Source organism: Methanomassiliicoccus luminyensis B10, from assembly GCF_000308215.1.
GTDB lineage: Archaea > Thermoplasmatota > Thermoplasmata > Methanomassiliicoccales > Methanomassiliicoccaceae > Methanomassiliicoccus > Methanomassiliicoccus luminyensis.
In genome coordinates this window covers 38,687-58,406 of record NZ_CAJE01000012.1, presented here as the reverse complement: position 1 = coordinate 58,406, position 19,720 = coordinate 38,687, and the positions used below count along the sequence as shown (strand labels likewise).

The 19,720-nt window shown below is 62.2% G+C and carries 21 protein-coding genes; 9 read left to right on the top strand and 12 right to left on the bottom strand.

What is annotated here, in order from left to right; all coding sequences use genetic code 11:
* Positions 1–606, bottom strand: a complete 606-nt coding sequence (locus tag WYS_RS03105) for a cobalt-factor II C(20)-methyltransferase (protein WP_019176697.1) — start codon at positions 604–606, stop codon at positions 1–3.
* Positions 600–1,133 (bottom strand): bifunctional cobalt-precorrin-7 (C(5))-methyltransferase/cobalt-precorrin-6B (C(15))-methyltransferase, encoded by a 534-nt coding sequence (locus WYS_RS03100; protein WP_026068752.1) that lies wholly within the window; start codon positions 1,131–1,133, stop codon positions 600–602. Before WYS_RS03100 ends, WYS_RS03105 begins: the two co-directional genes overlap by 7 nt.
* Positions 1,134–1,279: 146 nt before the next feature.
* Between WYS_RS03100 and WYS_RS03095 the strand changes: the two genes are divergently transcribed.
* The gene (locus WYS_RS03095; RefSeq protein WP_019176695.1) at positions 1,280–2,350 is read left to right on the top strand and encodes a glycosyltransferase family 4 protein; all 1,071 of its coding nucleotides are present in this window, start codon (positions 1,280–1,282) and stop codon (positions 2,348–2,350) included.
* 79 nt (positions 2,351–2,429) lie between these two features.
* Here the strand turns inward: WYS_RS03095 and WYS_RS03090 are convergent, their stop codons facing one another.
* Genes WYS_RS03090 through WYS_RS03055 form a run of 8 tightly spaced genes read right to left on the bottom strand, consistent with a single transcriptional unit; the run spans position 2,430 to position 9,518 of the window.
* Positions 2,430–2,945: a hypothetical protein gene (locus WYS_RS03090; RefSeq protein ID WP_019176694.1), complete on the bottom strand. Its 516-nt coding sequence runs from the start codon at positions 2,943–2,945 to the stop codon at positions 2,430–2,432.
* A gap of 54 nt (positions 2,946–2,999) precedes the next feature.
* A complete protein-coding gene (locus tag WYS_RS03085; RefSeq protein WP_081579795.1) occupies positions 3,000–3,776 on the bottom strand; it encodes a uroporphyrinogen-III synthase in 777 nt (258 codons plus the stop codon).
* A complete protein-coding gene (cobA, locus tag WYS_RS03080; RefSeq protein WP_019176692.1) occupies positions 3,773–4,522 on the bottom strand; it encodes a uroporphyrinogen-III C-methyltransferase in 750 nt (249 codons plus the stop codon). Before cobA ends, WYS_RS03085 begins: the two co-directional genes overlap by 4 nt.
* Complete coding sequence (hemC, locus tag WYS_RS03075) at positions 4,512–5,402, bottom strand: hydroxymethylbilane synthase (protein WP_026068751.1); 891 nt, start codon at positions 5,400–5,402, stop codon at positions 4,512–4,514. Before hemC ends, cobA begins: the two co-directional genes overlap by 11 nt.
* Positions 5,399–6,676, bottom strand: a complete 1,278-nt coding sequence (gene hemL / locus WYS_RS03070; protein ID WP_019176690.1) for a glutamate-1-semialdehyde 2,1-aminomutase — start codon at positions 6,674–6,676, stop codon at positions 5,399–5,401. Before hemL ends, hemC begins: the two co-directional genes overlap by 4 nt.
* The gene (gene hemB, locus WYS_RS03065) at positions 6,676–7,614 is read right to left on the bottom strand and encodes a porphobilinogen synthase (protein ID WP_019176689.1); all 939 of its coding nucleotides are present in this window, start codon (positions 7,612–7,614) and stop codon (positions 6,676–6,678) included. Before hemB ends, hemL begins: the two co-directional genes overlap by 1 nt.
* Positions 7,604–8,893 carry a glutamyl-tRNA reductase gene (gene hemA / locus WYS_RS03060; RefSeq protein ID WP_272898446.1) on the bottom strand — a complete coding sequence of 430 codons (1,290 nt, stop codon included), beginning with the start codon at positions 8,891–8,893 and terminating at the stop codon, positions 7,604–7,606. The genes hemB and hemA overlap by 11 nt, the downstream gene beginning before the upstream one ends.
* Complete coding sequence (locus tag WYS_RS03055; RefSeq protein ID WP_019176687.1) at positions 8,889–9,518, bottom strand: precorrin-2 dehydrogenase/sirohydrochlorin ferrochelatase family protein; 630 nt, start codon at positions 9,516–9,518, stop codon at positions 8,889–8,891. Before WYS_RS03055 ends, hemA begins: the two co-directional genes overlap by 5 nt.
* 1,186 nt (positions 9,519–10,704) lie before the next feature.
* On the opposite strand from WYS_RS03055, the gene cfbA reads away from it, so the two are divergent.
* The 6 genes from cfbA (at position 10,705) to WYS_RS15905 (ending at position 15,857) form a co-directional block, all read left to right on the top strand.
* Positions 10,705–11,100: a sirohydrochlorin nickelochelatase gene (gene cfbA, locus WYS_RS03050; RefSeq protein ID WP_019176686.1), complete on the top strand. Its 396-nt coding sequence runs from the start codon at positions 10,705–10,707 to the stop codon at positions 11,098–11,100.
* A complete protein-coding gene (gene cfbE / locus WYS_RS03045; protein WP_019176685.1) occupies positions 11,097–12,386 on the top strand; it encodes a coenzyme F430 synthase in 1,290 nt (429 codons plus the stop codon). The genes cfbA and cfbE overlap by 4 nt, the downstream gene beginning before the upstream one ends.
* Positions 12,362–13,468 carry a Ni-sirohydrochlorin a,c-diamide reductive cyclase catalytic subunit gene (gene cfbD, locus WYS_RS03040; RefSeq protein ID WP_081579794.1) on the top strand — a complete coding sequence of 369 codons (1,107 nt, stop codon included), beginning with the start codon at positions 12,362–12,364 and terminating at the stop codon, positions 13,466–13,468. The genes cfbE and cfbD overlap by 25 nt, the downstream gene beginning before the upstream one ends.
* A complete protein-coding gene (locus tag WYS_RS03035; protein ID WP_019176683.1) occupies positions 13,465–14,244 on the top strand; it encodes a nucleotide-binding protein in 780 nt (259 codons plus the stop codon). Before cfbD ends, WYS_RS03035 begins: the two co-directional genes overlap by 4 nt.
* Positions 14,244–15,587, top strand: a complete 1,344-nt coding sequence (locus WYS_RS03030; protein WP_019176682.1) for a cobyrinate a,c-diamide synthase — start codon at positions 14,244–14,246, stop codon at positions 15,585–15,587. Before WYS_RS03035 ends, WYS_RS03030 begins: the two co-directional genes overlap by 1 nt.
* Before the next feature lie 99 nt (positions 15,588–15,686).
* The gene (locus WYS_RS15905; RefSeq protein ID WP_019176681.1) at positions 15,687–15,857 is read left to right on the top strand and encodes a hypothetical protein; all 171 of its coding nucleotides are present in this window, start codon (positions 15,687–15,689) and stop codon (positions 15,855–15,857) included.
* Here the strand turns inward: WYS_RS15905 and WYS_RS03020 are convergent.
* On the bottom strand, positions 15,838–16,824 hold the full coding sequence (locus tag WYS_RS03020) for an FAD-dependent oxidoreductase (protein ID WP_019176680.1): 987 nt from the start codon (positions 16,822–16,824) through the stop codon (positions 15,838–15,840). The genes WYS_RS15905 and WYS_RS03020 overlap by 20 nt on opposite strands.
* A gap of 623 nt (positions 16,825–17,447) precedes the next feature.
* Here WYS_RS03020 and WYS_RS14150 point away from each other — a divergent pair.
* The gene (locus tag WYS_RS14150) at positions 17,448–18,884 is read left to right on the top strand and encodes an MFS transporter (RefSeq protein ID WP_147654399.1); all 1,437 of its coding nucleotides are present in this window, start codon (positions 17,448–17,450) and stop codon (positions 18,882–18,884) included.
* A 4-nt stretch (positions 18,885–18,888) separates the two neighbouring features.
* Positions 18,889–19,212 (top strand): hypothetical protein, encoded by a 324-nt coding sequence (locus WYS_RS03010; RefSeq protein WP_147654398.1) that lies wholly within the window; start codon positions 18,889–18,891, stop codon positions 19,210–19,212.
* Here WYS_RS03010 and WYS_RS03005 read toward each other — a convergent pair.
* A complete protein-coding gene (locus tag WYS_RS03005; RefSeq protein WP_019176676.1) occupies positions 19,187–19,708 on the bottom strand; it encodes a hypothetical protein in 522 nt (173 codons plus the stop codon). The two genes, WYS_RS03010 and WYS_RS03005, sit on opposite strands and share 26 nt — an antisense overlap.
* Positions 19,709–19,720: the final 12 nt, after the last annotated feature.

The following is a 19,720-nucleotide window of genomic DNA, read 5'->3' as shown; positions in this document are numbered from 1 at the left end:
TTACTTCCTCGCGTACATTATGCTGAAATAGTCGCTCTGTTCCGGGATCTGCTCGCCGCTGTAGATGCGCTCCTCATCCTGGAACACCCTCTCGGCGAGGACGAACTCACGATATCCTTCCCTCTGAAGGCTGCGCATCAGCTCTCCCGGCTTCTTCACCTTGAGCATGATCATGGCATCAGGGTGTTCACCGTCCGTAACGACGAACCCTCCGTTTATGGCGAGCTTCGCTCTCGAAGCGAAGGCGGTGATGGAGCTGATGCCGGGCTCCACTTCCGTTTCGATGTCCGGATGGCTCGCCCTCATGATCTCGACCTGCCGGGAGAACGTGGAGTAGAAGCTGGGGTCGCCGATCATGCCCAGGACCGCCGTGCCGTTCCTGGCGGCGGGAGCTATGCGCTCCGCATTGCGCTCCAGCGCGGCGCGGATCACATCCTCGTCATTGGACATCGGGAACTCCAGGACCTCGGCTTCGGTGTATGGCGCCACGAGGTCCTTGGCCATCTTCCCGGGAACGAAGACCTTGTCCGCTTCCTTCAACAGCCTAACCGCCCGAAGGGTCAACAATTCCTTGTCGCCCGGGCCCAGACCAATACCGATCAGCATGTCCTTCCTCCTACGATCACGAATACGGGGTCGAGCGGCTTGAACATGATATCGCCCACCAGCTCGCGGGAGCGGGACACCTGGACCATCACGGCCTCCTGGAATATCCCCAGCTCCTTCATCTTCTTCACCGCCTGGTGAAGGGTGGACACCAGCACCGCGTTCACGACTATGGAGCGGGCCCCCTTCTCCACGAGGATGGAGAGCACCTCGTCGAGATGCTTGGAACCGCCCACGAACGCGGCGTCCACGCGGTCCTCGGACCTCAGCACGTCCACCGCGTTGCCCTCTACGAGCTTGATGTTCTCCCGGCCGCTCTTGGATATCTCTTGCTGGGCGTACGCGAACGCCTCCGGCCTCAGATCGATGGCCAGAACGCTATCTACTTCCTTGGATGCGGCTATGGAGACCTTTCCGGTCCCGCAGCCCACGTCGGCGAAGCGGTCGCCGCTCCTCAATCCCAGCTTCTGCAAGGATATCGCGAGCACTTCGTCCTGCGTCGGCCCACCTTTCAACCCCTCTTGCATAGTGATTGGATGAATCATCCAACTAGTATTTAATGATGGAGACAGCATCCAGATAGAAATAATGATAATCATTCTGATTAAAGTAGGGCAAATGAAAAATAAACTGACGGCCATCACGTCCTGGACATCAGCTGGGAGGCGCAGGAATGGAAGGGGTAGCGGACATGCCGCCGAAGGACCGGAAGATCATGCTCTGCCCCAACGCTTCCGGGCCGCACCTGGTCCTGCTGAAGAAGTATCTTGAGCAAGAGGGCGCCAAAGTGCGCATGGTGTCCTGGTTCGGCAAACAGACCCCGTTCTCCGTCGCCCAGCTCATCGCGTACCGCCTGATGGGGTACCGCACCCTCAACATCAACTGGATGCCGTTCAATCACCGCTATCAGATGCGCCTGGTGCGCGGCTTGTGCGGGATCCTGGGCGTCCATGTCATCTGGACCGTCCACAATCTCTCGCCTCACTCGGTGCAGTTCGGGAGCAGGGAGGCCGACGAGGCGGCCATGAGATACATGATTGACTGGGCCGAGGCGGGCATCGTGCACAGCGCCCGGACCAAGGAAGAGCTCCAGAAAAGGTACGGCACCGGCCTGGACATCTCGGTGGTGCCGCTGGCGAACTACTTCGACCTGGTGCATCCTGCCGATCCCGCCGCCGCGAGACGGAAGCTGGGGTTCCCGGAGGACAAGGTCATCGTGCTCATGCTGGGTCCCAGCCGGTGGAACAAGGGCGTCCGCGACTACCTGGAAGTTATGGCCCAGATGCCGGACAAGTACCACGGGGTCCTCGCCGGGGGATGCCGGAACGAGGAGATCAAGGAGCTTATCGGTTCGTGCTCCCGGAAGCACCCCGGCCGCTTCACCGTCCGCCTGGAGCACCTGAGCGATGAGGAGGTATCGGAATACTTCGCCGCATCGGACGTTTTCTTCATGCCGTTCGAGGATATCACCACCTCCGGGAGCATCATGGAGGCGCTGAGCCGGGGAAAGGCCGTCGTCACCACCGATAAAGGCAACAACTACATGCTCGTCCGGAACGGGGAGAACGGATACATCTCGAACGACACCGGCGAGCTTGCGGCCCGGCTCAGGGACATCGACCGCTCCAGGGCCAAAGAGATGGGGGAGAGGTCCCTGAAGATCGCTGAGACTTTTTCCTGGGATGCCACGGCGGAGTCCTATTCGGAGGTGTTCGATCACGTCATGGAGGAGGGGAAGGCGTGAGCACGCTGCCCATGACGACGGCGTCATCCGCGGTACCAGCAGGGAACCGCGGCGTGAGCACATGACCGCCTGCCGGGGATTATGTGCTGAGGACCTCTACATGATCGGTTATCCCATCCAGAAGTCCTTCCTCACGGCACTTGTTCAATTCCGATCTGAACTGCCTTTCGAATGGCACGCCGATCAGGCATAGAAAATACTTCCTGTCGACATAGTCCATATCATGCAATTTTTGCAGATCGCGCCGTATGCTCACATTGTAGTATTCTGCCTGGCCCTGGCCAAGGGGGCACTTTATCTCGATGGCCCATCGCTGCGTTCCATGACAAACAATATCGATGTAGCCTCGGCTCCTTTTCCTTCCCGGCACTGGTTCATCTGCCCTGACCAAAAGGCGCGTTGCTTCATCGGTGTAATAGGCGCATCTTGTCCGCTCCTCACGCACAATCGACATGCCCGTTGTCTGGGCCAACCTGTAAGTGGTGTACCACTGGATCTCTTTCTCCGTCGAGTATGGTGCGACAAGCGCGGCTTCACAAGCTGATTTAAAGCAGTCTATCACGACATCATGGGTTTGACGTTCGGGGTTATTCATTCGAGCACTTTCTTATAACGCTGATGGAATTATAATGAAATAAAAACCAGGGCATCACTGTGCGGCCCTGATGGCCTCGAGCATGCCCTGGAACGTGGCCGACGAAGGCACCACATGAACGTCGATGCCCATGGCGGCGAGCTTGTCCCTGGTGGGCGCTCCCATCGCCGCCACCAGGCGGGAGTTGAGGAGCTTCACCACCTCATCACGCGGCGCCCTCTTCTCCGCCGCCTCGATGAACGTCTGCGCCGACAGCGCGGAGGTGAACGCGAAGACGTCCACCTTGCCGGCGACGGTCTCGCTGACCAGGCGGTCGAGCCTGTCGCTGTCCACCGCCACGAGGTTGTAGACCACCACCTCGGTCACGTTGTTGCCCGCCTCCCTCAGTCCTGACAGCAGCAGGCCCTCGCCGTGGTCGGAGCGGAGGATGAAGACCCTTCTGCCGGACGAGGAGCCGAGCATGTCCACCAGGCCCTCGGACGAGTACACCTCGGGCATGCCGGCGACGTCCAGGTGATACTCATCCATGGCCTTGGCGGTCAGCGGCCCGATCGCTATGACGCGAGTTCCATTCATGAGCTTGGCGAAGCGCTCCGACGGCATCCTCTTCGACGCCAGCTCCATCACCGAGGCAACGCCGGTCGAGCTCGTCAGTATGACGAGGTCCGCCTTGCCCCCTCCCAGCTCCTCTAGGAATTGGTCAAAGGCAGGCACGTCGTTCGTCTGTATCTCCAGCGGGGAAGCGCAGATGGTGTCGAAGCCCATGGCCTTCGCGGCCTGCTCGGACTCGGCCATCTTCTCCCGCGGCCTCATTACTGCAAGCAGTGTCATCTAAGGTCACCCAATACGTCCTTCAGTCTCGCCACCGATCCGACCACCACGACGGCGGGCGAGGATATGTTCTGTTCCCTGCACCTTGCGGCGATGTCGGAAGCGGTCCCTACCGCCGACCTCTGGGCCGGAGTGGAGCCTCTGTGCACCACGGCGACAGGGGTCGAAGGGTCCAGGCCGCCGTCGATGAGGCTCCCCATGTTCTTCTCCAGGTGGCCCATGCCCATCAATATGACGATGGTGCCGCCCAGCTGAGCGAGGCCTTTCCAGTCGATGATATCCTCTTCCTTGGAGTCGCTCTCGTGCCCGGTCACGAAGGTAACGAACGAGGCGTGATCGCGATGGGTCACGGGAACGCCGGCCAGGGCCGGCGCGGCGATGGCCGAGGTGACCCCGGGGACGACGTGCACCGCCACCCCATGCTTGCGCAGCTCCTCTGCCTCCTCGCCCCCGCGGCCGAACATGAAGGGGTCCCCTCCCTTGAGGCGGACCACTTTCTTGCCCTCCTTGGCCTTGGCCACGATGATGTCGTTGATGCCGTCCTGCTTCACCTTGTGGCATCCGCCCTTCTTGCCCACGTCGATCAGCTCGGCGCCCTTCTTCACTTCCTTGAGGAGCTCCTCGCCGGCGAGGTAGTCGTACACGATGACGTCGGCCTGGCGCAGGAGCTCAAGGCCTTTGACGGTTATGAGCCGGGGATCGCCGGGCCCCGCGCCCACGAGGTACACCTCACCGTCAGCGGACAAGGAAATCGCCCCCCCACCCGCGGCGGAGCGCGTCCACTATCTCGTCCAATCCCGGCTCCAGGTCGCTCAGGGGAACGGACTGGTCGATCCTCAGCGCGTCCATGGGGTTGTCCGATACCGCGATGGCGCGGATGCGCATGCACTCGTCCTCCTTCACCGCCAGTATCCCCAGCGGCACCGAGCACCCGCCGCCCAGCTTCCTCAAAATGTAGCGCTCCGCGTCGACCTCCGCCCTGGTGCGGGGGTCCTCCAGCTTCTTGAGAGCATCTAGATACTTGCTCCCCTCGGCGCACACTACGGCGATAGCGCCTTGTCCCACCGCGGGGATGAACTCGCGCGGGTCCAGGGGGAAACCTTCTATCGGCAGTCCGAGGCGCATCATGCCGGCGTGAGCGAGGACGATGGCATCATACTCCCCCTCCTTCCACTTCCGTATCCTGGTCCCTACGTTCCCCCGGAGGTCCACCACGTTCAGGTCGGGGCGGAGGTTCAGCAGCTGCGCCCTCCTTCGGACGCTGGACGAGCCTACCTTGGCCCCTTGAGGGAGCCGGTCCAGCGGCACCTTGGAAAGAAGGACGTCCTCCACCGGCCCCCTGGGCAGGACCGCGGCGAGCTCTGTTCCGGGGGTCAGGTCCACCGGCATGTCCTTGAGGCTGTTGACGGCGACGTCGATCTCCCCGGCGACTATCTTCAGGTCAAGCTCCTTCACGAACGCCCCGAAACCGCCCAGCGCGTTGAGCGGGCGGTCTGTAACGTTGTCCCCGGTGGTGCGGACCTCCATGATCTCGACCTCGAGGTCGGGGGCGAACCTGGTGAGATTGGCCACGACCTTTCTGGTCTGGGCCATGGCGAGGGCGCTGCCGCGAGTCCCTATGATCACTCGAACACCTCTGCCACGGCTTGGGCGAACGCATCCACGGTCCGCTCCACGTCCTTCTCGGTGTGGGCGGTGGACAGGAAGTTGGTCTCGTACTGCGACGGCGGCAGGTACACTCCCTGCTCGAGCAGGCTGTTGAACAGCTCCATGAACTTCTTGCCGTCGGCCTGCAACGCGCCCTGGTAGTCGAGCACCGGTTTGTCTGATAGGAACACCTGGAACATCGAACTGAGGCCCTGGACCTGCGCGGGGACCTTGGCATCATCGAACACCTGCCTCAGCCCGGCGCGCATCAGCTCACCCTTGCGGGACAGGTCCTCGTGGCCGAGCCTTTCGAGCTCCTTGATGGTCATCTGCCCGGCGGCGAGCGACAGGGGGTTGCCGGAGAACGTCCCGGCCTGGTACACCTTGCCCACCGGGGAGATCATGGACATCATCTCCTTGGACGCCCCGAAGATGCCTATCGGCAGTCCTCCGCCGGCTATCTTGCCCATGATGGTCATGTCCGGGACGACCTTGAAGTACCGCTGGGCCCCGCCGATGCTCAGTCTGAAGCCCGTAATGACCTCGTCGAAGATGAGCAGTACGTCGTTCCTGCGGGTGATCTCCCTCAGCTCCTGAAGGTACCCCTCCCGGGGAAGTATCGGTCCAGCGTTGCCGATGACCGGCTCGAGTATCATCGCCGCGATCTCGCCTTTGTTGTCCCTTATGGCCTTCTCGACGGCAGCGGGGTCGTTGTACGGCACCAGGACGGTGTTGTGCGTTACCTCTTCGGGAATACCCAGGGAGTTGGGGGCGCTGTGGGTGGTGGCCCCGGAGCCGGCCTTCACCAGCACGGCGTCGTGGGCCCCGTGGAACGCCCCCTCCACTTTGATTATCTTCTTCCTGCCGGTGTACCCCCTTGCCAGGCGGATGCCGTGCATGGTGGCCTCGGTGCCGGAGCTGACGAAGCGCATCATCTCTACCGAGGGGTAGAGCCTCGATATGGTCTCGGCGAACTTTACCTCCGCTTCAATGGGAGCGCCGTAGAGCGTGCCGTTCTCCGCTTGCTCCCGGACGGCCTTGACCACCTCAGGATGCGCATGACCGAGTATGAGCGGCCCGAAGGCCATGCAGTAGTCGATGTACTCGTTCCCGTCCACGTCGTAGAGGCGGGAGCCCTTTCCCTTCGCGATGTACCGCGGGTACGGCTGGAACGCCCTGACCGGCGATGACACTCCGCCGGGCAGGAGCTGCTTCGCTCTCTCGTATAATTCCTCTGAGCGCTTCGAGCCCATTACATCTCCCCCAGCTTGGCCGCGGCTTCCTTGGCGAAGTAGGTGATTATCATGTCCGCCCCGGCCCGGCGGATGGACAGCAGCGATTCCATCATGGCGCGGTCGTGGTCCAGCCACCCGTTGGCGGCGGCCGCCTTCACCATCGCATACTCCCCGCTGACGTTGTACGCCGCGATGGGCAGATCAAAGGCAAGGCGGGCCTCGCGTATCACGTCGAGGTATGGCAGCGCAGGCTTCACCATGAGGATGTCCGCTCCCTCGTCGATGTCAGCGGCCATCTCCCTCATGGCCTCGCGCAGGTTCCCGGGGTCCATCTGATGGGTCCGGCGGTCCCCGAACCGGGGGGTGCTCTCGGCGGCGTCGCGGAACGGCCCGTAGAACGCCGAGGCGTACTTGGCGGAATAGGACATTATGGGCACGCTCTCGAACCCCGCGTCGTCCAGAGCTTCGCGGATCAGGCCGACCTGACCGTCCATCATGCCCGACGGGGCGATGATGTCCGCCCCCGCCTCCGCCTGCGCGATGGCCGTGAGGCCGTAGAGCTCGATGGTGGAGTCGTTATCGACCACCTCCCCGTGCAGTACGCCGCAGTGCCCATGGTCGGTGTACTCGCACAGGCACAGGTCGGCGATGACCGTGAGGTCCGTCTCCTTCTTGATCTCCCTGATGGCGCGCTGCACCACGCCCTTCTCGTTCCAGGCCTCGCTGCCCCTCTCGTCCTTCCTCTTGGGGATGCCGAACAGCAGCACCGCCGGTATGCCAAGGGCCTCGGCGCTTTTGGCCTCGGCAGCGGCCTTGCCGACCGGGTACGCTTTCACCCCGGGCATCGAGCCTATGGGCTTGGGGGCGCGCAGGTTCTCGTTGACGAACATGGGATAGATGAGGTCCTTGACCGAGAGGTCCGTTTCCCGGACCATGTCCCGGAGGTTACTGCTCATCCGCAATCTTCGAGGCCGATTTTCTGGAAACAATATTGTCATCCTCCACTTTGAACAGTTCTCCCACGATCTCCAGCATCTCAACGTCCCCCGTCCGGGACGCCTCCTTCAGCACCTCCGTGGGATCGGCGAGGAACTTCTTGGTAAGGGAATTGGCGAAGTCCGCCAGCACCGAGGCCGGGGGTTCCGTCCCCGCGGCCAGCCGATTGGCGGCCTTCCGCATCTCCCTGTCCTTTAGCGAGTTGAACTTGAAGTAGAGCCTGCTCAGCAGCTCGTCCGCGCGCATCTCCTTGATGCGGGCGTCGAGCGACTCAAGCTCGTCGGCGATTATAAGCTCAGCGTTCTTGATCTCCGCCTTGCGCTGCATTATGCTTACTTCGGCAACGCCCCTCAGGCCATCGATGTCGTACAGTTCGACCCCCGGCACCTCGGCCACCTGCGGCTCCACGTTCCGGGGGAAGCTGACGTCGATGACCACCAGCCTTCTGTCCTCCCGGCCGGCCATGGCCTGCTCGAACCGGTCCTTGGTGAGCAGGATATGAGTGGCGGCGGTGGCCACCAGCACCACGTCCGCCTGGCCCAGGAAATCGATGATGCTGTCAAATCTGACGGCCTTGCCGTTTAGGGCGAAGGCGAGGTCTACAGCTCGGGAGTAGGTACGGTTGGAAACGAAAACTGCCTGGGGCCCCTTTCCCGCCAGGTGCTTGGCGATCAGGGTGGCCATATCGCCCGCGCCGACCACCAGGATGTTCTTGCCCCTTAACGATCCGACCTTTGATTCGGCCAGCTCGACGGCGGCGGAGCCAACGGACACGCAGCCCTTGTTGACCCTGGTCTCGGTCCGGACCTTCTTGCCCACCGAGATGGCCTTGCGGAACACCACTGACAAAGTTGGACCGACGAAACCCTCGCTCTGCGCCAGCTCGAACGCCTCTCGGACCTGTCCCTGGATCTGGTCCTCTCCCAGGATCATGGACTCCAGCCCGCAGGACACCCTGAGGAGGTGGCGGACCGAGGTGGGACCGGTGAGGTACTGGACGAGATCGGTGGAGGTGCCGAAGGGGACCTGGCCGTTGATGAAGTTCTCCAAGCCTCTGCGGGTGGCCTCTGGCGAGCTCGAGGAGATGTAGATCTCCACCCGGTTGCAGGTCTTCAGCACCACGCATTCGCGCACGCCTTCGATCCTGCCCATTGCCAGAAGCATGTCCTTTGGATCAAACTCGCCCAGCTTCTCGATCTGAGACATCATCACCTGCTTGTGGGTGACGCATGCGCTAATGATGCTGTCCGTCCTTCCTCACCATCCTGGTCATCGCGATCTTCTTCGCCGGTCCGATATCATCGCCCAGCGCGTCCCAGACAGCCTGATCGTCCAGGACCTTCCACAGCAGGCGCTCCCTTTCTCTTTGGTCGGGGACCTTCGCCTTCAGCTCCGTCCTCAGAGCCTCCTGCAGGTCCACCATCTGCTCGAACCGAGGCTCGAGCATTTCATCCAGGTGCAGCCGGAGATACTTCGACATCCCTGGACTCTTCCCCAGCGTCGATACTGCCACCGTGTAGTTCCTTTTCGTTATCGTCGAGGGGATAATGAAGTCGCTCATCCCATCGGCCCGGTTGCAGTACTTGCCGAGGGCCTTGCCCTTGCGGGATATGGCGTCGTTGATGTCCTTGTCATCGGTCGCGGCCACCACGAAGTCCGAGCGCTCGATCCACTCGTCCATGACCTCTCTGATGTCCGCTGTCACCCGGGCGATGCGGGAGCTTTGGAATTCCGGTACGAACTCTCTACTTACGACGGTGACATCAGATTCCTGGGCGAGGTAGCTGGCCTTGCGGAACCCTACCGGCCCTCCTCCGAACACGACCGTCCTCCTTCCCTTGAGATCGATGAACACCGGTATCATGGAACCCCCGAACCGAAGCCTTGCACGAGCCTAAATATATTCGCCCGCTCCAATTTCCTTCCAGAGTTGGATGATATATCCAATTTAAACCATAATCACAGGATACTATTTTTAGTTATCTGAACAAGCTAATTTTCCATCATGCTCGGCCAAGAATAAATTTATGCATCTGGCTATGCTTAAAAAATGCAATAAATAATCGTTATCAATACTATATAGTCGATAAAATAAGATCTCTTTCTTTCCGGATCGGAGCGGCCGGGAGGGGGGGGCCTTTTAGGGGACCTGTCGCGGCTCAAGGGGCTTCGAAGCGACGTTGATAGCTGATGCAGTGTCCGTTTTCATTAGAGAGGTAATAAAGAACAGGGCGCGGCCGGTCAGAACCATGACCTCGACCGTTGAACCTGTCGTTCATCTCATGTGGGTTGACGCATCAGCACAAATTAACAATTAACTGTAGCGTTCGACAAAACGAGACCGGCAACGGCCAATGATAAATAGGTATAGATTCATCCTTTAAGCCAACTGAGCATCGGCTCAACTTTAGCTCACACTGACCTCGCGACAGGCGGCACAGCTCTGAGATTTGCGGTTCGGCAAGGGAATTGCTCAACTCCTCCCTAGATCCTCAAAAATCCAGATCACCTGTCGCGATAGTTCTTTTCTATTCTGGACCAAAGTGCGCGAGTTCGGTATTTAATCCATTGCATTAGGTGTAGCAACCAGTGTAGATTATGAGACAAGTAGCTGAGCTGACCTGCAGCGATCTTGTATCAGGTGGGATCAGGGTCCGGGAGCCCCATATCATCGTTGTCCGTTTTTATCCCTCGGGATGCGTCGGGCCATTTCAACTAGATCGGGGCCATTGCCCAGGCGAACGGCCCCGTGGGCGGGATAAAAGAACGGGTTGCGCCTTCCGCTTCATCACGCATCAGTATTACGAAACATTAAATTAGTAACACGACTATTCCTTTAATCGGGAACGGCGGCCCTTGCAAAAGGCCATGATTCCACAATAGGCTCCTCTTTATTTCCCGTCGTTCCCCATTTAAATTCCAGAGCCGGGATTTTGCGGGTATGCAGTATGTAAATTTGCGTAACACCTTTCATCACAAGTTTATTAACGAATATCGCATTATGGCCATCGACCGCTCCGGCGGCCACGTGACAAAAGGGGATTTAGAAAATGACGAACGGAGTTCTATTAATAGGGCACGGAAGCAAGCTGCAGTACAACAAGGACCTGGTGGTCAGCACCGCCGAGAAGATGGGCAAAATGAACCTCGGCCCGGTCGCCGCCGCGTTCATGCAGCTCAACACCCCGACCATCAAGGAAGGGATCAAGACATTGGTTGGCCAGGGTGTCGACGATATATACATTCAGCCCTGCTTCCTCGCGTCCGGTGCACATCTCACCGAGGACATTCCCGGCGAGATAGGCCTGAAGGCCGGGGACACCGAGACCAAGATGACAGTGGACGGAAAGACCGTCACCCTCAGATACTGCGACCCCATCGGCGACGACGACCGAATCGCCGCGATTCTGGCCGATCGCGTCAGGACCAGGATGCAGAAAGCATGAGCCAGAAGGTCCTGGTGCTGGACCTCACTCATGGAGGTGAGGTGCTGGCGTACGAGTACGCGGAGAGAGGCGACCAGGTCACCATAGTGGACATCTACCACACCGGCAAGCCCGAGCTCAAGAGCGAGCTCATCGCGGCCGGCATAAGGGTGGCCGAGGCCGCTCCTGCCGAAACCTTTGATCTGGGCATCGTCCCCATCCATTGTCCCGACCATTTCATCGGGGAGGCTAAGATGGCCCGCCGCATCACCGCCCACCAGGCCACCGGCGAGCTCGCCAAGTTCCCATACCCCACCGTGGAGTTCACCGGCACCCGCGGAAAGACCTCGGCGTGCCACGTCCTCGCCCACATGCTGGCCCAGGAAGGCCAGAAGGTCGCCCTGCTCACCAGCAAGGGCCTTTCCATCGTGGAGGAGTGCACCGGGGCCATCCTGAAGGACAAGGTCAGCATCGCGCCGCCATCGGTGCTGTCGGTAGCAAAGATGGACCTCCAGGTCGACATCGGGGTCTTCGAGGTCAGCATCGGAGGGACCGGGCTCGCGGACGTGTCGGTGGTCACTGGGCTCGATGACTACCCCATCGCGGCGGGGACCCGGAAGGCGTTCGACGGCAAGGTCCAGATGATAGAAAGCGCCAAGAGCGCCGCGGTGTACCCCCAGGCCGAAGCGGGCCTGTGGGAGAAGCACGTCCCCCAGGGGACCGATGTTATAACCTTCGGACCGGGGGGCGACGTCAGCGCCACCCTGCCCAAGCAGCTGAAGCTGGGGAAGGCGGTCCCGCTGAACGTGGAGATCTACGGCGACGCGTTCAAGACCAAGCTGCCCGGCACTTTCCTCGTTCCCAGCTACAAGACCGCGTTCAACAGCGCCATCGCCGCGGCGGTGGCCCTGGGCATGGACATGGACGCAGCCATCGGAAGCCTCAGCAGCTTCGGCGGCGTTCCCGGGCGGGGCGAGGTGAGCAAGGAGAAGGGCTGGTACCTGATCAGCGAAAGAAACCCAGGCGTCAGCGCAGGCTCCATCGAGTGGAACGTGAGCGTGCTGGAGAGATACTATGGCCAAGAGGACATCGGCGTGGCGGTGGACCCGGTGAACCAGAAGGTGTGCGAGAAGCTGGTCCTCGACGACGTGCGCGAGGCCCTGTCCAAGCACCCCGCGGTGAAGGGGCAGTACGTCATCAACATGCCGGGGTTCGAGCCGTCCGGCTTCCGGCGCATCGACAGCTTCGTGGACGTCCGGGGCAGGCACAAGGTGCTGATGCAATGCATCAAGGAGGGCTACCTCTGATCGATGTTCTCCATCCCCGGCCGAACCCCATCATCGCCGCCATGTACACCATGAGGGACTTGGAGGCCGATATCGTTCTGATGCACGGCCCCGCCGGGTGCGGCTTCATGGCCGCCCGCCGCCTGGAGGAAGCGGGGGTCAGGGTCATGACCACGGGGATGAACGAGGACGACCTCATCTTCGGCGCGAACGATAAGCTCGCTCGGATACTGAAGAGCGTGGACGAACGCTACCGGCCCAAACTGATCGGGGTGGTCGGCACCTGCGCGTCCATGATCATCGGGGAGGACCTCGACGCCGCGGTCAAGAAGGCCGGGGTGAGGGCCACGGTGCTCCCGGTCGATGTGCACGGGTGCTCCGGACCGAACACTGCCGGCGCCATCAGGACGCTGGAGGTGGCGGCGGAGAAGCGCGTCATCTCGTACGAGGAGCGGGACCGGCAGAAGAGCATGCTGACCAAGGCCACCCTTCTGGAGAAGGAGAGAGGCCTCACCAGCAGGGAGTACCTGGAGCCCCATCCCGGGTCCACCAAGCTGTCCGCAGGCCTGCGCATAGTGAACACCCTGCGCGAGGGCGGAAAGGTGGCCGTCGCGCTGAACGCCAAGAAGGAGACGGCGTACGGGTTCGCCGATGTCATGAGAGCAGTGGAGTACGCCAGGAGCAAGGTCGGCGGCACCGCCACTTACATCGGGAACCTCGATCCCGAGGTGGGGCTGCCGCGCATACGGCGCTACTCTAGCGACATCCTGCGCGACCTCGATGAGGCGGGCGTGGCTGTCGATGTCATCACCGGCGGGCTGGATGAATATCCGGTCACCGGGGACAAGGCCGCCGCGGCGCTTGACGCTTCGGCGGCGGACCTGCGGGTCATCGCCGGGCTTCCCCATGCCGTCCCCGGGTTGCGCAAGGACGATGTTCTTGTTACCGATCAGCCACGGGAGCTGCGCAACTACATCGATCAGGGATACCACATGTCGGTGGGGGAGATCACCACCCACGCCGATGTCATGGGAACGAGCAAGGTGCTGTACAACGAGCTCGGGAACACCATACGCGAGATAACGGACAAGGGGTGGACATGAGGCAGATCGCCGTCTACGGCAAGGGAGGCATCGGCAAGTCCACAGTGTCGGCGAACGTATGCGCCGCCCTCGCCGAATCGGGCCTCAAGGTCTGGTACATAGGCTGTGACCCCAAGTCCGACGGGAGCATGACCCTGCTGGGGGGAAGGAAGATACCGACATTCCTGGAGCAGAGGAAAGAAGGCAGGACCGAGGCGGTGTTCGAAGGCTTCCACGGGATAAAGTGCGTGGAGACCGGAGGTCCTTTGGCCGGCGTAGGGTGCGCCGGGCGCGGCATCATCGTGGCGGTGGGCGAGCTCTCCAGGTCGTACTTCCGGGAGAGCGATGACGTCCTCATATACGACGTTCCGGGGGACGTTGTGTGCGGCGGGTTCGCCGCCCCGCTCCGGGAGAAGTTCGCCAACGAGGTGTACATCGTCACCAGCGGAGAGTATCTCGCGCTGTACGCGGCCAACAACATCGCCAAAGGGCTGGCGAACCTCGACGTCCCCCTGGGCGGCATCATCTGCAACTCCCGGGAAGTGGCGAACGAGGAGGCCATCGTCAAAGAGTTCGCCACCCGCATCGGCTCGCAGCTCATCGGCTTCGTTCCCCGCAGCGCGGTGGTGCGCGAGTGCGAGAACCAGGGCATGACGGTCATAGAGCATGCTCCCGACGACTCTCAGGCTGGCGCCTACCGGCGCCTCGGCGGGGCCATCATGTCGAACCGGCAGCTGGCGGTGCCCAGCCCCATGGACCCGGAGAACATCCGCGCGCTGCTCCGGGAGATGAGCTGATGTCCATCCCCCGCGTGGTGCTGGCTGGGGCCGGCAGCGGGGTCGGGAAGACCGTCATCGCCGCCGGGCTGATGGCCCGGCTGAGCAAGGAGAGGAGGGTCCAGGGTTTCAAGGTGGGCCCGGACTTCATCGACCCGATGTTCCATACCGCCGCCACCGGGCGGCCGTCGAGGAACCTCGACTCGTTCCTGCTAGAGAAGGGGACGCTGCAGAACGTGTTCGGATGGGCAAGCAAGGATGCTGACATCTCCATTGTCGAGGGCGTGCGAGGCCTGTATGACGGCCTCACCTCCACCGCGGACGTCGGCAGCACCGCCGAGATCGCCAAATACATCGACGCTCCCGTCATCCTCATCGTCAACGCCAGGAGCCTGGCCAAGAGCGCTGCCGCCCACGTGCTGGGGTTCAAGATGCTCGACCCCACGGTGAACATCAAGGGGGTCATCCTGAACCACATCAGCAACGACCGGCACGAGCAGAAGGCCGTGGAGGCTGTCGAGTCCCTTACTGGGACAGAGGTCATCGGGGTCATCAGGGGGCAGAAGGAAAAGCTCCCGGAGAGGCACCTGGGCCTGCACACCCTGGAACCGCACGAGGCTGGCCCGGTGCTGCGAAAGATAGAGGACATGGTGGCCGGCATCGATCTCGACAGGCTGCTGGCCATAGCTGAATCGGCGCCGGAGCGCCACTTTGATGACTCCTCCCCGTTCCCACGGCGGTCCCCTCAGGGGGTCAGGATCGCCGTGCCCAAGGACAAAGCGTATTGCTTCTATTATCCCGAGAACCTCGAGGCTCTCAAGGCTGCGGGGGCCGAGATCGTGCACTTCCGCCCCGCCGACGGGGAGAAGCTGCCTGACGCAGACGCCATTTATCTCGGCGGCGGCTATCCTGAGCTGTACCTCTACGAGCTGTCGACCAACCATGACTTCCTGGAAGGAGTGAAGCAGATGTCCCTGGAAGGGCGGGTCGTCTACGGCGAGTGCGGCGGCCTCATGACCCTGTGCCGGGCCATCGACGATGGCTCCGAGGCGGTGGAGATGGTCGGGGTGTTCGACCCCGTGGCCATGATGGCCGCGGGACGGCAGGGTCCCACCTACGTGCGGGCCAAGGGAACGCCCCAGAACCTCATCATGCCGGGCCGCGAGATACGCGCGCACGAGTTCCACTACTCGCAACTGAGCCCCGCTCCCCCCGGGCCGTACGCCTACGATGTGAGCAGGGGGATCGGGTTCGGCAATGGGGTCGACGGGGCCATGGTCCGCAGGACGGTAGGGACGTACATGCACCAGCATGCGCTTTCGTCCCCGGGGTGGGGCGAGGGGTTCGTCAACCTGATCGAGTGAACCCGGGGCCGGCACGTTATACGATAAGTGGATAGTTAGAAATCCCCGGCGCTCCCAAAAGAGCATGGTGATACCGCGTCCCGATCATTTCTCCTGGGCATGGGCCTGCTGCTCCTAGCCTCGGTCATGGCCGTCGCGGTCTGCTCGAACTCGGCGGGCGGTCTGTTCAGCGGCGCGACCCTGGTGGAACGGATGGCCGTGGCCGGGGTCGCCGTGGTGGCGATCATGGGGATCGGCACCGACCTGGTGATCAGGCTGAGCGAGCGGTAAGATAGCTGTGGACCGCCAGGGCGCCGGAGCGGGCGCTGGCCACGGTCGTGGGGATGTCCATGGGGCCTTCCGCCGAGCCTGCCAGGAACACGCCGTCCGAGGTTTGGAAGTGCTCCGGGAAGCCCGACGCGCCCTGCCGTACCCCCAGCATGTCCAGGAGGAGCAGGTTCTCCGGGGACTGCCTCGAACCGACGGCCAGGACCACCAGGTCCGCCGGTATCTCGTACAGCTCGCGCAGCAGGGTGTTCTCTCCGCACACCACCAGGCCGCCGTCCTTCTCCACGACCATGGACGGCTGGCCCCTTATGAACCGGACCCCCGCCTTCCGGGCCCGGCGGTACATGGCCTCCTGTCCCTTCCCCGAGGTCCTGATATCGATGTACAGGACGTACGCCTCGGCAGCCGGGTCGCGCTCCTTCAGGGCGAGCGCTTCCTTGATGGCGTTGGGGCAGCAGGCCCCCGTGCAGTACGGTACCCCTTTCCTCTCCGCCCTCGACCCAACGCACTGCACGAACACGACCCGTTTCGCCGGGGACCCGTCCGCCTTGCTGACGGGACCGTCATCCATCATGGACTCCAGCTCCCAGGAGGTGACCACCCCCTTATGGACGCCGTACCCCAGCTCTGGATATGCAGAGGGCGAGATCGGCTCCAGGCCGGTGGCCAGGACCACCGCGTCCGCACTGACGGTGCCGCCGATGTCAAGCTCGGCCTCGAAGCGGCCGTCCAGGCGGGACAGGGAGGAGAGCCTGGCACCCCGGTCCACCTTGATGCCGCCGTTCCCGGACAGCTTCTCCACCAGAGAGGAGACCACGCCGCTCCCGGGGGCGCCGCCGGGGAACGTTATGGCGAGATGACCCGCCTGGCCTCCCAGGGACGCTTCTTTTTCCACTATCTCCACGGCGTGGCCCAGGTCGGCCAGGGCCAGAGCGGCGCTGATGCCCGCGATCCCGCCGCCGATGATCAATACCTTAGATGCCAGAATATCACCCTCTCATGGAGTGGCGGGGGGCGTTCCGTCCTCCCTCAGCCCGCCACGTACGCCCCCGACCCCTTGCCACTCCGGTAAATGTCCTCTGATGGTATCTAACGGCGCCCGCACCCTCCTCTGAAAGACCGCCGCGTCCGACCCCACTCTCCTCATTATGTCCTCAGCACTCCCGACGGAATGCTGGAATCCCATTACCATGGATGATCCCCGGTGGACGACACCGGGGACGGCCGGACGCTCCTGGACCCTCGAATGCAGGCGCCTTTGGTCAGTGTTCTGTCAGTCCGCGCCGCCCCCATGAGGCCGCGCAGGAATTGATGTAATCGGTTATCCCATACTTAACCTTTCGATGCCCTATGCTGGATAAGTAGGTACGCCATTCCCGTTACCTTTTCATCGGGCCGATATTATCATTATATAAAGATGGAAAACGCAGGCCGGACCGGCCGGGCGGCCAGGCATACCCAGTATATTTATTTTGACCCTTTCGGATGCTTCTGAAAGCCTGCGATATCATGACTGATAATCAGGTCGTCATAAGTTTATAACCTCCCTGTCGTCGGAGAGAATAGAGCCCAAAAGGCTCTGCGTGATTCGAGATGGGATGCACTACTAAAACACTCAGTGAGACCGAGGTCCAGAAGGGGCTCCGGCACATCATAATGGATGGTCTGGCCACCCAGGTCATGTCCACCTTGACGGGAAGCGTGTTCCTAGTAGCGTTCGCCCTGGCCTTGGGAGCCTCGGACCTGGTGATCGGCCTTTTGGCCACCATTCCCCCGCTCTCCAACGTCATTCAGATCCCCACCATCTACCTGGTGGAGAAGCTCAGGGTCCGCCGGTCCATAACGGTCATGGCGGCCGCGCTCAGCAGGTCCTTCCTGCTGCTCATCGCTTTCGTCCCGTTCATCTTCCCCTTCAGCGTCGCGCTGCCATTGGTCCTGGTGGGCCTGGTGATGCAGTCGCTGCTGGCCTCCATAGGAGGATGCAGCTGGAACTCCTGGATCCATGACCTGGTACCTAAGCAGAACCTTGGCAGGTTCTTCTCCAAGAGAATGCTGCTCTCCACCGCAGTGGGGATCCCCCTGGCCCTGGCCGCGGGGTTCTTCATCTCGTGGTGGAAGACGGCCTTCCCGGAGCTGGAGATCGCCGGTTACTCGATCCTGTTCGTGGCTGGCTTCCTGGCCGGGCTCATGGGCGTGCTCGTGATAAAGGGCATACCCGAGCCCCAGATGGAGAGGCACGACATGCCCAAGCTGCAGGAGCTGTTAAAGAAGCCGTTCAGGGACGGGAACTTCAAGAACCTCATCATGTTCCTGTCCTCCTGGAGCTTCGCGGTGAACCTGGCGCTGCCGTTCCTGACGGTGTATATGCTCACCACCCTCGGCCTGGACACCTCCACCGTGGTGGTGTTCACCGTGATCAGCCAGGCCTCCATGCTGGCCTTCTTCCGGATCTGGGGACGGTTGTCCGACCGCTTCTCCAACAAGTCCGTGATGAGGGTCAGCGGGCCCCTCATGATCGGGTCCATCCTGCTGTGGGCCGCCTCGGTCCTGTTCCAGGGAACCCCGGTCATCGTGCCCATGGTCATCGCGATCCACGTGCTGATGGGCATGGCCCAGGCGGGGGTCAACCTGGCCTCGCAGAACATCGGCCTGAAGCTGGCCCCGAAGGGCGAGGCGACCGCATACCTGGCGTCGTCGACCCTGTTCAGCTCCCTGGCCGCCGGGATCGCCCCGCTGATAGGCGGCATAGTGGCGATGTACTCCCCCCAGTGGGAGTACTTCTTCCTGGTCGCCTTCGTGCTCGGCCTGTTCTCCCTCCACCGCCTGACCAAGGTCAGGGAGGAGGGGGAGGTTCGCGAGAAGGTCGTGGTCATGGAGCTGTGCCATGAGGTCAGGGACGGGTGCTCCCTGTCCCACCTCCGGGAGCAGGCCCATGCCGCTTCCGCAGGGCTGTCCACGGCGGTCCGGGCCCGGCGGAGACGCCGGGGCCGCGGCATCCTGCCGTTGAACTTTCTTTTCCTGAGGCGGTGATACCTTGTCACCTCGCCGCCCTGCTTATTATTATCTCCTCGAGCCCCTGGCCATCGCCTTCGCGTTCATGGCCGGGGCCCTGCTCATGGTCCGCTCTTTGTCGAAAAAGGCCGCTGGCGGGTCGGGGGCCAAGCCCCTCAACGGCTCCGGCAATGACCTGTTGAAGGTCTACTGGCCCCTGCTGGCCGCCGGCGCCGGCGGCCTGGCCATCTTCGCGGTGGCCCTGGCCGCCCCCGAGTTCGCCGCGGTGGTATTCCCGATCGCGGTGCTCTCTGCGCTCGCGGCGGGCGTGGCGATCTCGATCAGAAGGTCTGTTTCGAGGAAATGAGATCGCTCCCCCGGCCGAGCTGGCGGTTCAGCATCTCCAGCGATATCAGGAGGTCGCCGACCATCTCGGCCTGGCGGAGCACCAGCCCTTCCAGCTCGGCCCCTATCTCCGACGGCGCCTCGCTGGGCAGCGCGCTTATGCCGTTCAGTACTGTCCTCAGGGAGGCGACCGCGCCGAGGCTGTCGGGCAGGAAGGTCCCGGCATGGCGCATGAACAGGTCAGTATCGCGGTCCAGCCTGGCCCTCTCCATGTCCCGGAGCGACTCCAGGAGGGCGTCGGTGGTATTTTCCCAGTCCCTCAGGCCTATGCCCATGCGCGCTTCGAAGCCCTGCTCCGCCAGCGGGCGGAGGAACGGCGGGGAGGACGCTATCATCCAGTCGATGTCGTTGATGAGGTCCCCTACCCGTATCAGGTCGCGCCTGACCTGGCCCATGAGAAGGCCCAGCCTTGACGGCCCCAGGCCTCCCAGCACTATGACGGGCTCCTCGATTCCCACACGGCTCCCCGA